General features: G+C 44.0%; 13 protein-coding genes. All 13 read right to left on the bottom strand.

The annotated features are described in order from the left end of the window. Positions 1-28: 28 nt before the first annotated feature. A complete protein-coding gene (locus AS29_RS19365; protein ID WP_035412926.1) occupies positions 29-733 on the bottom strand; it encodes a DUF881 domain-containing protein in 705 nt (234 codons plus the stop codon). Next, entirely contained in the window at positions 717-1,532 is an 816-nt protein-coding gene (locus tag AS29_RS19370; protein ID WP_051860849.1) for a cell division protein FtsQ/DivIB, read from the bottom strand. Before AS29_RS19370 ends, AS29_RS19365 begins: the two co-directional genes overlap by 17 nt. Positions 1,533-1,668: 136 nt before the next feature. After that, entirely contained in the window at positions 1,669-2,580 is a 912-nt protein-coding gene (murB, locus tag AS29_RS19375) for a UDP-N-acetylmuramate dehydrogenase (protein WP_035412932.1), read from the bottom strand. Between the two features lie 27 nt (positions 2,581-2,607). Further along, positions 2,608-3,705, bottom strand: coding sequence for an undecaprenyldiphospho-muramoylpentapeptide beta-N-acetylglucosaminyltransferase (gene murG / locus AS29_RS19380; protein ID WP_035412934.1), 1,098 nt, complete (start codon positions 3,703-3,705; stop codon positions 2,608-2,610). A gap of 123 nt (positions 3,706-3,828) precedes the next feature. After that, the gene (gene spoVE, locus AS29_RS19385; protein WP_035412936.1) at positions 3,829-4,929 is read right to left on the bottom strand and encodes a stage V sporulation protein E; all 1,101 of its coding nucleotides are present in this window, start codon (positions 4,927-4,929) and stop codon (positions 3,829-3,831) included. A 52-nt stretch (positions 4,930-4,981) separates the two neighbouring features. Further along, positions 4,982-6,337, bottom strand: a complete 1,356-nt coding sequence (gene murD, locus AS29_RS19390; protein ID WP_035412938.1) for a UDP-N-acetylmuramoyl-L-alanine--D-glutamate ligase — start codon at positions 6,335-6,337, stop codon at positions 4,982-4,984. After that, positions 6,338-7,312, bottom strand: coding sequence for a phospho-N-acetylmuramoyl-pentapeptide-transferase (gene mraY / locus AS29_RS19395; protein ID WP_035412941.1), 975 nt, complete (start codon positions 7,310-7,312; stop codon positions 6,338-6,340). A gap of 99 nt (positions 7,313-7,411) precedes the next feature. After that, the gene (locus AS29_RS19400; protein WP_035412942.1) at positions 7,412-8,914 is read right to left on the bottom strand and encodes a UDP-N-acetylmuramoyl-L-alanyl-D-glutamate--2,6-diaminopimelate ligase; all 1,503 of its coding nucleotides are present in this window, start codon (positions 8,912-8,914) and stop codon (positions 7,412-7,414) included. 426 nt (positions 8,915-9,340) lie between these two features. Further along, the gene (locus tag AS29_RS19405; protein WP_035412945.1) at positions 9,341-11,260 is read right to left on the bottom strand and encodes a stage V sporulation protein D; all 1,920 of its coding nucleotides are present in this window, start codon (positions 11,258-11,260) and stop codon (positions 9,341-9,343) included. 427 nt (positions 11,261-11,687) lie between these two features. Beyond that, positions 11,688-13,835 (bottom strand): penicillin-binding protein, encoded by a 2,148-nt coding sequence (locus tag AS29_RS19410; RefSeq protein WP_035412949.1) that lies wholly within the window; start codon positions 13,833-13,835, stop codon positions 11,688-11,690. A 3-nt stretch (positions 13,836-13,838) separates the two neighbouring features. Further along, positions 13,839-14,213: a cell division protein FtsL gene (gene ftsL / locus AS29_RS21675; protein ID WP_035412952.1), complete on the bottom strand. Its 375-nt coding sequence runs from the start codon at positions 14,211-14,213 to the stop codon at positions 13,839-13,841. Positions 14,214-14,295: 82 nt separating this feature from the next. After that, positions 14,296-15,231 (bottom strand): 16S rRNA (cytosine(1402)-N(4))-methyltransferase RsmH, encoded by a 936-nt coding sequence (gene rsmH / locus AS29_RS19420; protein WP_035412955.1) that lies wholly within the window; start codon positions 15,229-15,231, stop codon positions 14,296-14,298. Positions 15,232-15,315: 84 nt separating this feature from the next. Beyond that, positions 15,316-15,747 carry a division/cell wall cluster transcriptional repressor MraZ gene (gene mraZ, locus AS29_RS19425; protein WP_035412961.1) on the bottom strand — a complete coding sequence of 144 codons (432 nt, stop codon included), beginning with the start codon at positions 15,745-15,747 and terminating at the stop codon, positions 15,316-15,318. Positions 15,748-15,750 lie beyond the last annotated feature (3 nt).

Below are 15,750 nucleotides of genomic sequence, written 5' to 3' on the forward strand. Positions count from 1 at the left end.
TTCTTTACTCCTTACTTTACATGAAAGATCAGGATTTCCTGTCACCCTGAAGTATTGAATTCATGGTAATCTCACTTTTCTTTTCCGATTTCACAACGATATTGTCATAAACAAGCTGTTCTGAAATGCCGCCGGATATCGTAAAAGCGCTGATCATGACGTCCGGATCTCCAATTGCTGAGATGACAAACGGTGCCGGAAACTGATTTCCGTCAACATTAATAACCGGCCCATTGCAGAAAATATACGAGTCTGCTGAAATTCGCTGGCCATTAATGGAAACAGCAGAAGCACCCGAAATAAGGAGCTCGTTGATGACTTTGAAAATATGGCTCTCATGAACGATGTAATTGTTGGCGTTTTCGTCCGCAGGTATGTATGAGGAATCTTCAAGGGTAATTTGAACACCTTCCCCTTTGACTCCAGTTTCGCCAACATACATTCTCAAGTTTTCAATTTGTTCAACTAGACCGCTGGCAGCCTGTTTATCCTTTTTAAGCTTTTTCTCATAATCCTGAACATTCTTTTGCTTTTTCTGCAGTGCTGCCTGAAGCTTCAGGTTTTTCTCTTCCTGTTCAATGAGGAGCTGTCTGGATTCATACTCTTTATCCCATTGTTCAGCTGACATGCTACCAGGCTTCTTCTCATTTGTCAGCTGATAAGAAAATGAAATTAGATAGCCTAGAACAAGCATGACAATGGAAAGCAGAACATACTTACTCTTGGGCTTCATTTAATTCTTCTCCCTGATCTTTTTTATCTTTGCTGTCTGAAGGTTTTTCAAAGGACTCGAAGTATGTCCCTACTTCCATATGAATGATCCCTTTAGTACCTGGTTTCAGCTGAGATACAATCGAAGGGTAGGCCTTAATTTTGTCTGCAATATTCCTAACAGATCCGCTGATTACATAGCCCTCGTTCATATAAAGCGTGATATGCCATGAATCATTCTTTTCCGGAGCATGATAGATTTCAGAAATGGATGATGCAATCGGCTTTGGGATTTGAAGCAGAGCGGAAGCCATTTCCTGAATTTGATCGGCATCCTTCCAATTGATTAAAATTGGAGCATCCGACGGAAGAGATTTTTCATCTGACTTCAATACAACTCCGTTTTCAAGGATTGGCATAAAGGAGCCGTTCTTTTCCGCATAAGCCACCCGTTTATACTCTTCGACCTGAAGTGTCACTTTATTGGGGAACGTCTTCAAAACCCGGGCAGATTTTATTTCTTTCATTTTTTTGATCTCTCTCTCTGCCTGCTCCCCGTTTAAATTCCAAAAGCCTGTCCCAATGGAAACCCCGCTCTGTTTTAAAATGGATTCACCGGTGGCATGAGCATTTCCGGCCACTTCAATAGCCGAAATTTTACTTAGGGGCGATTGGAAATAGACGACGAGAAGAATCAAAATAAAGAAAAGACAAAGAAATAAAGTAAGCCGCTTATTTGTTTTTTGTTTGCGCTGCTGTTTCAATTTAGGTATGCGGTCTTCGATCGAAACAATTTTTTCCTGTTCCATTCGATTATTCAAATTCCCAGTCACCCTTCATGAAATATTCACTCAAAACAGAATGGGAAATATAAACAAACGGCATACAAGGATGCCGTTTTACAATTTTCCTATATTAGTCATTATAGCACAATAGGCGGATATTTAAGAACATTCTTCAGGAATTTCGCCCGATAATTTCAACCTCGGTTTCAAGCTCTGTTCCGTACTGCTCCATAATCGTTTTTTTAATAAAAGCAATCAGATTCAATACATCCTCAGCAGTTGCCCCGCCTGCATTCACAATAAAATTGCCATGCATATCCGAAACCTGAGCTCCGCCGAGTTTATATCCTTTAAGGCCTGCTTTTTCCACCAATGCTCCTGCATATTCCGGAAGCGGGTTGCGGAATATGCTCCCTGCGCACGGGAAATTCCACGGCTGAGTATCTCTGCGGTAATCCTTATTTTTTTGCATGACTTTCACGATGTCCTCTTTAACTCCTGCTTCAAGCTTTAGAACAGCCTCCAGGCAAATCCCCGGTCGTTCCTTTTGAAGCAAAGAGGTCCGATAGGAAAAATTCAGTTCTTCATTCGTCAGCCAGTCCATTGTTCCGTCTTCAAACAGCACACGTGCTTTCACCAGGATTTTGCTCATATCAGAACCATGTGCTCCCGCATTCATATAAACAGCTCCGCCGATCGACCCGGGAATACCGCTTGCGAATTCAAGGCCGGAAAGCCCCTTTTTACTGATAATCGTAGCAAGCTTTATGACGGAGTAACCGCCGCCGACGGTCAGGATATCCCCATCAATTTCCATATGGTCCAGTCCATCTCCAAGCTTTATTACGACCCCTTCAATTCCTTGATCGGCTACCAGAAGGTTTGAGCCCCTTCCGATTGCCCGCCATTTTACGCCATGTTTTTTCACAATGCGTATAATGGTTTCAATACTCTCAATATCCTTCGGCTGCACCAAACAGTCTGCCGGTCCTCCAATTTTCATCGTCGTATGTTTGGATAAAGGCTCATTGACTAATACTTTCCCGATATCTGCCTGTTCCAGTTCTTTGATGACGTTTTCCATAATACCCTCCTATAAACAAAAAGAATCTTATTTTTTTACAGAAACTTCTTCAAGCAATTCCGCCAGTCTTGATGCTGCATCAGGCATCCCAATTTCTGAAGAAGCCGTTCTCATTGCAATAAGAATGGATTCCTCATTCATAATCTTATCCATTTCACGCAGAAGCGCCTTTCCATTCAGGTCTTTTTCCAGCATGAGTACAGCCGCACCCTTATCACTCAAGGACCTTGCGTTAACCTCCTGATGATTGGCTGTCACATAAGGACTTGGAATGAGAATGCTAGGCAGTCCCAGTGCAGTGATCTCAGCAATAGACGTGGCACCTGCACGCCCTACGATTAAATCCGTTCCAGCAAGGACTTCAGGCATGTTATGAATAAATGGCTTGATTATAACATTATCCGGCGAGCCAAGTGCTTTCGCTTCTTCCGCCACTTGGCTGTAATGGACCTCTCCTGTAACGTAGAGAACCTGGTAATCTCTTTTTCCAATCTCCGGAAGCACTTCGAGAATCGCTTTATTAATGGGTCTTGCACCCCGGCTTCCGCCAAAGACGAGTACAGATTTCCTTCCCGGCTGTAATCCGGCTGAAAGCTTGCCCTTCTCTCCGTTTACTCCAGCTACCTCTGAAGCCCGGGGATTGCCTGTCATGACGGCTTTATCAGCAGGAAAATAGCTTCTCGCTTCCTCAAAGCAAATGGCAACCTTATCAGCGTACCTTGAAAGAAATTTATTCGTTAAACCAGGCAGGCTATTCTGCTCATGAATGACCGCAGGAATTTTCATTTTCGCCGCTGCGTAAACGACAGGCCCGCATACATATCCGCCTGTTCCAATGATAACATCCGGTTTAAATTCCTTTAAATAACGCTTACTCGTTTGAACACCCTTTAAGAACCTCATTACGGTCTTAACATTATCCATGGAAATCTTCCGTTTAAATCCTGTAATTTCAATGGCTTTAAAAGGAATGTTTTCTCGTTCAACGATCCTTTTTTCAAGACCTTTTTCTGTGCCTATATATAGAAATTCCGCATTCGGGTTTTTCTTTTTCATTTCCTTGATCAGAGCAAGTGCAGGATATATATGTCCTCCAGTACCGCCGCCGCTCACAGCTACCTTCATTTATGTTCCTCCTCACCCCGTTAAAAAAGGGGAAAATGGGATGGGCTGGCCCTATAGCTAAAGAATGCTCACACAGGAGCCATTCGTTTAAGCAGGGTCAGCCTCATCAAGTTTATATTCTATTTAATATTTTGCATATCTGCTGATATTTAGCAAGACCCCGATTCCCATCAGCATGAGCGTCAGGGAAGAACCGCCGTAGCTTAGAAACGGAAGGGTGATTCCGGTTACAGGCATCATTCCAGTGACCACCCCTATATTAATCATCACCTGAATGGCGACCATTGCAATGATTCCCACTGCCAGGAATGCTCCATATAAGTCAGGAGCGCCAAGTGCAATTCGGATTCCTCTCCATAACAGCAGGCAGAATAGAAGCAAGACCAGTGATCCGCCGATAAAACCTAATTCTTCAGATAAAATGGCAAAGATAAAATCTGTTTGCGGCTCAGGCAAGTAAAAAAACTTTTGCCTGCTTTGGCCCAGACCCATTCCGAACAATCCGCCAGGTCCAATGGCGTAAAGCGACTGAATGATTTGAAAACCGCTGCCCAATGGGTCCTGCCATGGATCCAGAAAAGACGTGATCCTTTTCATTCGGTAAGGAGCGGAAAGGACCAGAGCAGTAAATCCGCCAACACCAAGCAGTCCAAGAAATCCAAAGTGCCATATTCTCGCACCTGCCGTAAAGATCATGACAATACACGTTCCTACCATTACGGTTCCAGTACCAAGATCCGGCTGCAGCATGATCATGCCAAATGCAATAAACACAAGTCCTAATGAAGGAATCAAACCTTTTTTGAAGGACGTTATTTTTTTTTGATGTTCTGATAGATATTTAGCCAAAAAGATAATCATGGCAAACTTCATAAATTCAGAAGGCTGAATCGAAAATGCACCTACACCTATCCAGCTCCTGGATCCATTCCGTTCCATTCCAATCCCTGGAACCAAGACCGCAATCAGCAGTACAAAACAGATTAAAAGAATGATTTTTGCCCACGTTCTCCACGTCCAGTAGTCCACATTCATAATGAAGAACATCCCGGCAATACCTACTCCGGCAAAAAGGAGCTGCCTTTTTGCAAAGAAAAAGGAATCATCAAATTTATAATCTGCCCAGATTGCACTTGCACTGTAAACCATAATGAGACCAACCGTCAGAAGCAAAAGCGTCACAATAATCAATATAAAATCCGGAGTCGTCCTTTTCGCCGTCAAAGCCGCACACCTCTATTTCCTCTAAAGGTCAGGCTCTAACTGGTACGAGCCCTTATTCTAGCTTATGCACGGCGCGGACAAACATGTCTCCTCTTTGTTCAAATGTCTTATACTGATCCCAGCTTGCACATGCAGGAGAAAGCAAAACCACATCCCCCGCTTCAGAAAGTTCATAAGCCGCGCCGGCTGCCTGTTCCACATTATCGACACGATTAATCACTTCTATTCCGAGTTCTCTGCAAGTCTTCTCGAGCTTAGGGGCTGTCTCACCAAAGCTTATCAATGCCCGGACGTTTTTCATAGCCGGTTTGAGCTCATCAAACTCATTTCCCCTGTCCAGTCCGCCGGCAAGCAGAATGACAGGCTGATCAAATGCTTCCAGAGCTTTTGAGGTCGCAAGGATATTCGTTGCTTTGGAGTCATTATAAAATTTACGGTCTTTCAAGGTACGTACAAACTGCAATCTGTGAACAACACCTGAAAAAGAAGTAAGGACGCTGCAGATTGCCTCATTTGAACAGCCTCTTGTTTTCACCAGCGAAACCGCAGCAAGGATATTCTCCAGATTGTGTTTCCCTGGAAGGACCACCTCGTTGACAGCGATAATACGCTCCTCGTTGTACCAAATTGCATCCTCATGAATAAACGCACCATGATCCAGCTTTTGTTTTACCGAAAAATAAAATTTAGTTCCCTGCGTCTCCTCAGAAAGTCTGCACACTTCCTTATCATCTGCATTTATGACTGCAGCATCTGCGGAGGTTAAATTTTCGTAGATCTTGCCTTTTGCCTGAGCGTAGGCATCTCTCGTTCCATGGTAATCCAAATGAGCATCAAATAAGTTCAAGATGACAGCTGCAGAAGGCTTGAATGAAAGGGTGCCCTGAAGCTGAAAAGATGAAAGCTCCATTACGATGACCTGATCAGACTTCGCTTTTTCTGCGACTTCACAGGCAACCGTACCAATATTTCCGGCAATAAGGGGGTTCTTTCCGTCTTTCTTCAGCATTTCATAAACGAGCGTAGTTGTCGTTGTTTTTCCATTTGATCCTGTTATTCCAAGGATGTCAGCTTCTGAAATCTCATATGCCAGCTCCACCTCTGTAATAACCGGAATGCCCTGATCCGCTGCCTGAAGCAGGATCGGATTTGAATAAGGAATACCAGGATTTTTCACAATCATCTCAATCTGCCGGTCGGCAAGCAAGTTTTGAGGATGGCTGCCGCATACAACATGTATTCCCAGCTCATGTAATTCCTTCGCTGCTTCATTTTCTTCAAACGGCTTCATATCATTTACCGTCACTGCAGCTCCGAGTTTATTAAGCAGTTTCGCTGCAGCAAGGCCGCTTTTAGCCAGCCCTAATACAAGTACAGGTTTCTTTTGATAGGATTCAATGGTTTTCACTTACATCCACACCTCAATATATATTCCGATCATGGCAAAAATTAATCCTACAGTCCAAAATGTCACAACCACACGCCATTCCGACCATCCGGAAAGTTCATAGTGATGGTGAAGCGGACTCATTTTAAATACTCTTTTTCCTGTTGTTTTAAAACTAATAACCTGAATGATGACTGACAGTGTCTCAAGAACAAAGATTCCGCCAATCAGAACAAGCAGAATTTCAAGCTTCGTCAAAATGGCCACGGTCACAATCGCACCGCCTAAAGCAAGCGATCCCGTGTCACCCATAAACACTTTCGCAGGATGGGCATTAAAAACAAGGAATCCAAGTACTGCCCCTGCAACAGCGACTGAAAAAATCGCCACATCATACTGAGACTGATTCCAGGCTAAAATGGCAAATGCACCAAATGCAATCGCAGCCGTTCCTGAAAGAAGTCCGTCAAGTCCGTCTGTAAGATTAACTGCATTAGATCCGCCGACAAGCATGAATACGATTAATAAAACATAGGCCCAGCCAAGATCGAATCCAAATTCTGTTCCCGGGACTCTAATTTCTGTTGAAAAGTTGTATTGCCTGAATACAAGATAAAAAACAATGGCAATCATGATCTGGCCAATAAGCTTCTGCTTGGAGGTCAGACCCAAATTGCGCTTCATGACCACTTTTATAAAATCATCGAGAAAGCCCAGGACGCCATATCCGAAGGTAACAAAAATCAGAAGCCACATTTCTACACTTGGCTCTGAAAATTTCCCAGTCATAACCAGCGTCGTCACGATAATGGATAGAATAATCATAATTCCGCCCATCGTCGGCGTCCCTGATTTTTTCATATGGGATTTCGGTCCTTCATCCCTTATGCTTTGTCCAAATTTCAATCTTCTTAAAAATGGAATAAAGATAGGAGAAAGCAGGACGCTTATTAAAAACCCCATCATAATGGTAAATAAAATGACTTGCTCAAGCACTGCGTTTTCCTCCTTCAAGCTCCATCCTTGTCTCTTTGAGACCATCATATGCTTCTGCTGATCTAATATGTTTACAACGATTTAACATTTCCATTTTCTTCACTGCTCTCTTTCATGATCTTGCGCTGCGCTCTGACTGATTTTCAGGGTGCTGATGGCTTTCAGTGCCACTTCCCTGTCATCAAAATCATAAATTTTGTCACCTATTTGCTGATACGTTTCATGCCCTTTTCCTGCGATGAGGACTACATCACCAGGACGTGCATTTGCAGCAGCGAAATAAATCGCCTGCTCTCTGTTAGCGATAGAATGGTAATAGGAATTCCGAACCCCATTTTCCATATCGGCCAGAATCGCAAGGGCATCCTCGCTTCTTGGATTATCCGATGTAAAGATTGGTTCGTCTGCATATTTCACAGCAATCTGAGCCATGATGGGCCTCTTCGTTTTGTCGCGTTCCCCGCCGCAGCCTACAACAACAAAAGTACGCCCGGAAGAAAACTGCTGGATGGTTGTCAGCACATTTTCAAGACTGTCCGGGGTATGTGCATAATCAACAATAACCGTAAATGGCTGACCGGCATCTACAAGCTCAAATCTCCCTCTTACACCATCTGCTTTCTCAAGAGCAGCAGCCGCTGTTTCTAGTGAGATGCCAGATGCTAAGCAAGCACCGATTGCAGCAAGGACATTGTACACACTGAATTTACCGATGAGTTTCAGTTTCATCGTTCGCGAACCGTATGGAGTTTGCAGGAGAAAAGCCGTTCCGCTTGACGTCATTTTTATATCAGAAGCCATAATATCCGCCTTCTGATCAATACCATAGGTAAGAATATGGGCTGCCGTCATGCTTTTGTATTCCTCAGTAGCAGGGTCATCCTGATTTAGAACCGCAAATTTAGGGTTTTGATGGTTAAAAGTATTTCCAAGCTGGGAAAACAGCAGACCTTTCGCCTGTTTATAAGCATCCATCGTTCCATGATAATCAAGGTGATCCTGTGTAAGATTTGTAAATACAGCCACATCATAGTCGCACCCATGGGCTCTGCCCATATGAAGGGCATGAGAGGATACTTCCATTACGGCATTCGATACCCCTGAATCTGCCATTCTTTTAAAAGTCTTTTGCAGAGTCAGACTTTCCGGGGTAGTGTTTCTAACTTCCAGGGTTTCATCCCCGATTTTTATGTACATCGTGCCAATCATACCGGTTTTCTTTCCGGCAGACTGCATAACCATATCAATTAAATGGGCGGTTGTTGTTTTCCCATTTGTGCCGGTCACTCCAATTAAATGAAGTTTCTGGGTCGGCTGTCCGTAAAATGCATCTGCAAGTACAGCCATCGCTCTGCTTGAATCAGGTACGATGATGACAGGTACAGGAAGATCCAGCTCTCTCTCTGCGATAACAGCGGCGGCTCCCATGTCTACTGCCTGCCTTGCGAAATGATGGCCATCTACCGTGTATCCTTTAATACAGATAAACAGGCTTCCTTTTCCTGCATTTCTAGAATCCATCTCTATCGATTCAATGTCAGGATCCTCGCTTACATTTATTTTTCCAAAATGCAAACGGGAAAGCAAATCAGTCAACTTCATCCTTATCAAACCTCTCAATTCACACTCTTTAAGATAACATTATGCGTTTTATGCATACAGTTCATATTTTATCTCACTTCCTAGAAAAGAGCCATGATTAATTTAGAAAAGCAGTGTACCCTTTGGAATCGCAGGATATAATGCAAGTACCATTCTGATTAAACTAACCAAATGCCCCTCCGTACAGGTTCCTGACAGGAGCCATCCTTTATCGGAACGCAGACTCTGGCTGATCAAACCAAAAAAATCAGTCCGGCAAAGCTTTGACTGCGCTCAACCAGACTGATTCGCCTTTAGACAACAGCTAATCCACTATTTAAGGATTGATATGAAAAAGTGCCGCTTTAGGATATCCGCTTATCCATGGACGAGCGGCATTGCTCCAAGGTGGGCTTCACTTGCGGGTGTTTTTTAAATAAAACCGGATTATGGGTTTCCCATAAATACACGTATAGACGAACCCTCTTTAACCTTCGTTCCAGCTGCCGGTGATTGCTGGACTACAACCTCGCCGTTGCCCGCTACATCAAATTTGACATTCAAAAGCTGTTCTCTCAGTTCATCCATTTCCATCCCTAAAAGATTCGGAACCTCAACGGACTTTATGTCTCCCCATTTGTATACTTTATCCATCTGATCTTTACGCGGCTTAACACCCATTTCAGGAAGGCTGTCTCTCATAATATTGCCGACAATCGGAGCTGCCACCGTTCCCCCGAATTGAACAGTTCCTTTTGGATTATCAACGGCTACATAGACGACAAGTTCTGGATCATCTGCTGGAGCAAAGCCAATGAAGGAAACGATGAAATTGTTTTTTAAATAAACTCCATTGCTTACCTTCTGGGCTGTTCCTGTTTTCCCTCCTACCCTGTACCCTTCTACAAAAGCATTTTTACCTGTCCCGCCAGCTACTACGCTTTCCAGCGCGTATCGGATTTTCTTGGAGGTTTCTTCAGAAATGACTCTGCGCTTCTCTACTGGAGCTTTTTTGCTCGTTACTTTTCCGGTCACTGGGTCAACCAGCTCTTTTGCTACGTACGGAGTATATAAAATCCCTCCATTAACCGCAGCTGAAACAGCGGCTACCTGCTGAATCGGGGTTACCGAAACTCCCTGTCCAAATGCTGTTGTTGCCTGTTCCACTGGTCCGACTCTGTCAAGATTAAAAAGAATTCCTCTTCCCTCACCTTGCAGATCAATTCCCGTTTTTTGGCCAAATCCGAAATCCTTAATATATTTGAACAGCTTTTCTTTCCCTAAGCGCTGACCCAATGCAACAAATCCTGGGTTGCAGGAATTCTGAACAACTTCCAAAAAACTCTGCGAACCGTGTCCGCCCCTCTTCCAGCACTTCAGTCTGGCTCCCGCTACCTCAATCGATCCAGGATCATGAAAATGATCGTGCTCCAAATCGACCTTTTGTTCCTCTAATGCTGCAGCGAGAGTAATAATTTTAAATGTAGATCCGGGCTCATATGTGCTCCATACAGGCAAATTGCGGTTGTATACAATTGGTTTTACATCTTGATAATGAGCGGGATCAAAATCCGGCCTTGAAGACATCCCCAGAATTTCACCATTTTTCGGATTCATGGCAATTGCAATCATTCCATCGGGGTTATATTGTGCCTGAGCAAGATCAAGCTCCCTCTCCATGATTGTCTGCACCTTGGAATCAATTGTAAGTTTCAGAGTCTGGCCGTCTGTTGGGGATTTATAATCATCCGCTTCATTCGGCATTCGTTTTCCTTTTGCATCTGAATAAAATTTAACAAAACCCTTTTCGCCTTTAAGCTCTTTATCATATACTGCTTCAAGTCCAAGCAGCCCCTGGTTATCAATCCCTGCGAATCCGAGTACATGAGATAGGTAGCTGCCATTCGGATAATATCGTTTACTGTCCTCTCCTATATAAACACCCTTAATGCCAAGAGCTCTGACCTCTCCCGCTTTTTCATGGGAAATTTTCCGGCCTTCCGGCTTCAGCGTGACAATCATTTCATTTTTTGTCAGAAAATCATACGCTTTCTTCGCAGTCATATTCAATACCGGCGCAAGCTTTTCTGCCGCTTCTGCAGGATTCTCCACCTGTCTTGGCACGGCATATACCGTAGGCGCACTGATATTTGTAGCAAGCTTTACACCATTCCTGTCCAAAATTTCTCCCCGTTCAGGTTCAAATGGAAGATTACGGCTCCACAAATCCTTTGCTCCTGCAGTCAGCTTATCACCGAGTATGAATTGGACATATCCGAGCCTTACATCTATCACAGCAAATACAAGCACACCTATCAGCAAAACAGCGGCAAGCCTTTTTCTGACGGTAACCTGAGATACCCGCACCAAACATCACTCCTTGTCTATGCTCCTCCCACTATATGCTTGTACAAAGGACAATAGAACAGGCCGGGGACTGCATCAGGAAAGCAATCAGTATCTCTTCATAAAAAGAGAGGCGTTTAATAAGTCGTGCTGAGAGGAAATGCTTGAACCAAAAACCCCCTGAACGCTTTGTGAGCATTCCGGGGGTTTTGGTTTTGACATAGGTACTATGAACAATTATGGGTTAGGCTGATTGGAGCGGAAGGTGCGCGACTCCTTGCTAAGAGCAGCGGGACAGGTGAGACCCCACAGGCGCTTGCGCCGCGGAGGCTCACCGCCCGCCCCGCTAAAGCTTGAGCATCCTGCAGCGGAAATTAGCCAAAACACATCCAATCTAAAAATGTGAGAGGAGCTATAAAACTGACTTTCCTGAACAGTACATCCCGTTTTATGAAGGCGGCTTTAATTCAACGGTTAAAAGAGTTTCCTTACTGACAATTGTCCCTTTAGGTATACTCTGCTTGGCTGAAAAACCCTGTCCGGAAAATGAAACTCTTAACTGAAGCAAGTCAGCCAGTTTCATAATATCCCGCTTGGACCATCCGGAAAGATCCGGCATTTTTACTTTTCCGCCCGTTTGCAGAAATACTCTTTCCCCTTTTGAAATCACAGTCCGCTCTGAAGGGGATTGGGCCTCAACAGAAGGACCGGAGCCAAGAATAAGTGGTTGATACGCACTTGATTCAAGAAGTTTGGCAGCATCCTTTGCGTTTTTCCCAATATAAGATTCCATCACTGGATCCTGCGCTTTAGGTGCAGAATCATTCTCTTTTCCTTTACCTTCTTCAGGCTGAATCTGCAAATACTGCAAACTGTTCTGCATAACTGTTTTAAAAATAGAGGAAACAGGCATCGATCCGATTTCAGTCGGCTCAAGCTCAGGCTGCTGGACAGCTACGTACACGAGCAGCTCCGGATCATCTTTTGGCGCCATTCCCATGAAGGAGAAAATGAAGTTTTCTTTTCCGCTCATATAGCGTCCGTTATCTCCAGGAATTTGTGCTGTACCCGTTTTCCCCGCTACATCATAGCCTTCAATCGCAAAAGGCTTACCGGTACCGTTTTTAGAAGTTACGACCTTCCCCATCAAATCGCGGACCTGAGCAGCCGTTGCTTCTGAAATAGGCCGGCTAATCTGCTTTGGTTCATTCTTTTTTATTACTTTATTAGCGTCGGCATCCACGATCTGATCAATCAGATATGGCTTCATCAGCTTGCCTCCATTGGCAATAGCGGTTGCAGCCTGAATTTGTTCAATGACCGTAGCTGTAGAACCCTGGCCGAATGAGGCGGTTGCCAATGAAATTTTACTGTCACTATTGATCGTACCGGCTTTCTCACCCGGCAGATCAATTCCTGTCTTTTGTCCAAAACCGAATTTCTTCATATAGCTGCTATAAGCATCCGGACCGAGTTTCATTGCCAGATTGATCATCGCTACATTTGATGAGCGCTCAAAGCCCTCATCATAGGTGATTGATCCCCAGCCGGTTTTATTATGGTCTTTAATAACCTTGCTGCCGATTTTATAGCTGCCGGATTTATAGGTTGAACTGCCTTTATACACACCCTGCTCTATAGCAGATGCCACAGTATACATTTTCATTGTTGATCCCGGCTCAATCGGGTATCCGATTATATCATTATTAAAATTGGAAATGTCTCTCGTGTTGGGATTAAAGCTGGGACGCTGGCTCATCGCTAAGATTTTGCCTGTCTTTGGATCTGCTACAACAGCCATAATTTTTTTCGGACTGTATTCTTTTACAGTCTGATTCATTGCATCCTCAAGGAAGGTCTGAATCTTTTGATCAAGCGTCAGATAAATATCGCTTCCATTATCGGGAGGTGTAATTTCATCACGTGTCCCAGGAAGCTTCCAGCCATAATGATCACTATTGTATTTTATGGATCCGTCCCTTTCCTGAAGGTAACTGTCCAGGCTTTTTTCAAGCCCCAGCATTCCAGTGGTAACGCCGTTCTCTTCATTTTTTTGAGCGTAGCCAATAATGTCAGAAGCGAAAACACCATTCGGATAAAAACGCTTTTGATTCTTCATAAAGGCAATACCTGGCAGCTTTAACTTTTCGATTTTAAGCTTTTCAGTTTGGCTTAAATTTCTTCCATCCGCACCAAACTCCACCTGCTTTGCATCTTTGTGAAGAATTTCAAGAGCTTTAGACGTGTCAATATCCAGAATCGGAGCAAGCTTTTCTGCTGTGGTTTCTTTATCTACCACATGCTGGGGCTTTTTGGGATCCGATGTCAATGACTCGTCAAGGATCGCTACGAGCGTATATGCTGACGTATCTTCCGCAATGGCTTCTCCGTTTCGATCGAGGATCGAGCCTCTCGACGCTTCCAGAATCTGCTTTTTTTCATATTTTTGTGCTGCGCGCGCAGCAAGCACCTGCCCATCAACTTGTCCAGTCAGCTGAATGTACAAAAATCTGCCTGTAATGATAAAGAAGAGCACCGCAAAAAATGTTGCTAATACGGCTGCTCCTCTATTCATGTTTTTATTCTTTTTCAGCATGCTCTAGTCCTGAACAACCTTTACGTTGTTTTTGTTAAGAGTCAGTCCAAGCTCTTTCGCTCTTTCCCAAATTCTCTCATAATTGCTCAATTCTTTCACTTGGATCTGCAGATCGGCATTTGTCTTGCCTTGAGCATCAACCTGTGCCTCCAGCTTTTGGATATCCATGCTGGCTTTATAGGAGGCCACACTGTTTGCGATAAGATGAATGCTCGCTGCTGCCAGTCCAAGGACAAAAAGGACAATCAGGACCTTTTCCCCTAGCGTAATCGGCAGTCTTCTTTTGACCGGCATTGCTTTTGGCTGAGACTGGGGCTGCGATTGGCGTGTCGTTTGTTCCTGTGCGCGCTGATTAACTTTAACAGCTAAATTACTCATGGCTGGACCTCCTCTTCTACCTTCTCATATTTTACTTTTGCTGATTTTCCATCAAAGGCTTTTCTCTCTATTTATCGGCCGATTATTTTATTTTTTCTGCAATTCTAAGTTTGGCGGAACGTGACCGGTTATTATCGGTCAGCTCCTCTTCAGCTGGCAGAATCGGCTTTCTCGTGACAAGTTTAATTTTCGGCTCAAATTCTTTTGGAATAACCGGCAGTCCTGGCGGAAGCTGCGGAAGCTCAGCCGCCTGTTTGAATGTCGTTTTGCAAATTCTGTCTTCAAGGGAATGGAACGTGATGACACTTATTCTCCCTTTCGGATTCAGAAGCTCAATAGACTGTTCAATCGCCTCTTCAAACACCTTCAGTTCATCATTGACAGCAATGCGGATCGCCTGGAAAATTCGTTTAGCCGGATGTCCTCCCGTACGTCTTGCAGGAGCTGGAATGCCATCCTTAATCAGTTCCACAAGCTCGCCCGTCGTTTTTATGGGTTCCTTTTCACGTCTTGCTTCAATTTTCCTGGCAATTTGCTTGGAAAATTTCTCTTCCCCATATCTGAAGAAGATTCTAACAAGATCTTCATAGCTCCAATGATTCACAACATCGTATGCGGACAAGTCAGATTGCTGATCCATTCTCATATCAAGGGGTGCATCATGGTGATAGCTGAAGCCCCTTTCAGGAGTATCCAGCTGCGGAGAGGAAACGCCTAAATCGAAGAGAATCCCGTCTACCTTTTCCACGCCTTGCTCTGCAAGCTTTTCTCTAATGTGCCTGAAATTGCTTTTGATGAGGATGGCCTGTCCTTCATATTCCGCAAGTTTGTGTTTTGCATTTTCAATGGCTGTGTCATCCTGGTCAAAAGCGAACAATCTGCCTTCTGAAGATAATTGTGAAAGCAGGTATTCACTGTGGCCTGCACCGCCAAGAGTGCAATCAACGTATGTACCGTTACGTTTAATATTCAGACCATCTACCGTTTCTTTCAGTAATACTGTTTTATGTTCAAACATGGATGAACCCACCTTTTTATCAAATTCGAATGATACAATATGCAGCCCGATTCGTATCCTTCGCAGCACATGCACAATGATTCATTATATATCAAAATCAATCATGTTTTCAGCAATTTCTGCGAAAGAGTCTTCCTGCTGGTCTATATAGTCTTCCCAAATCGGCTTGCTCCATAGTTCAATTCGATTTGATACCCCAATGACAACGCAATCTTTTTCAAGCTTAGCGTAATTCAGCAGAGGGGATGCAATATTAATCCGCCCCTGTTTATCCAGTTCACATTCAACTGCACCTGAAAAGAAGAATCGTGTAAACGCCCGAGCGTCTTTTTTAGTAAGCGGCAGAGTTTTGAGTTTATCTTCCATGATGATCCACTCTGTCATGGGATAGCCGAATAGACATTGGTCCAGCCCTCTTGTTAGGACAAATGACTCACCTAACCCATCACGGAATTTTGCTGGGACGATCATGCGGCCTTTTGCATCGATTGTGTGCTGATATTCCCCCATGAACATGCC

It is taken from the genome of Bacillus sp. SJS (genome assembly GCF_000732485.2).
GTDB classification, from domain to species: Bacteria; Bacillota; Bacilli; order Bacillales; family Bacillaceae; genus Metabacillus_B; species Metabacillus_B sediminis.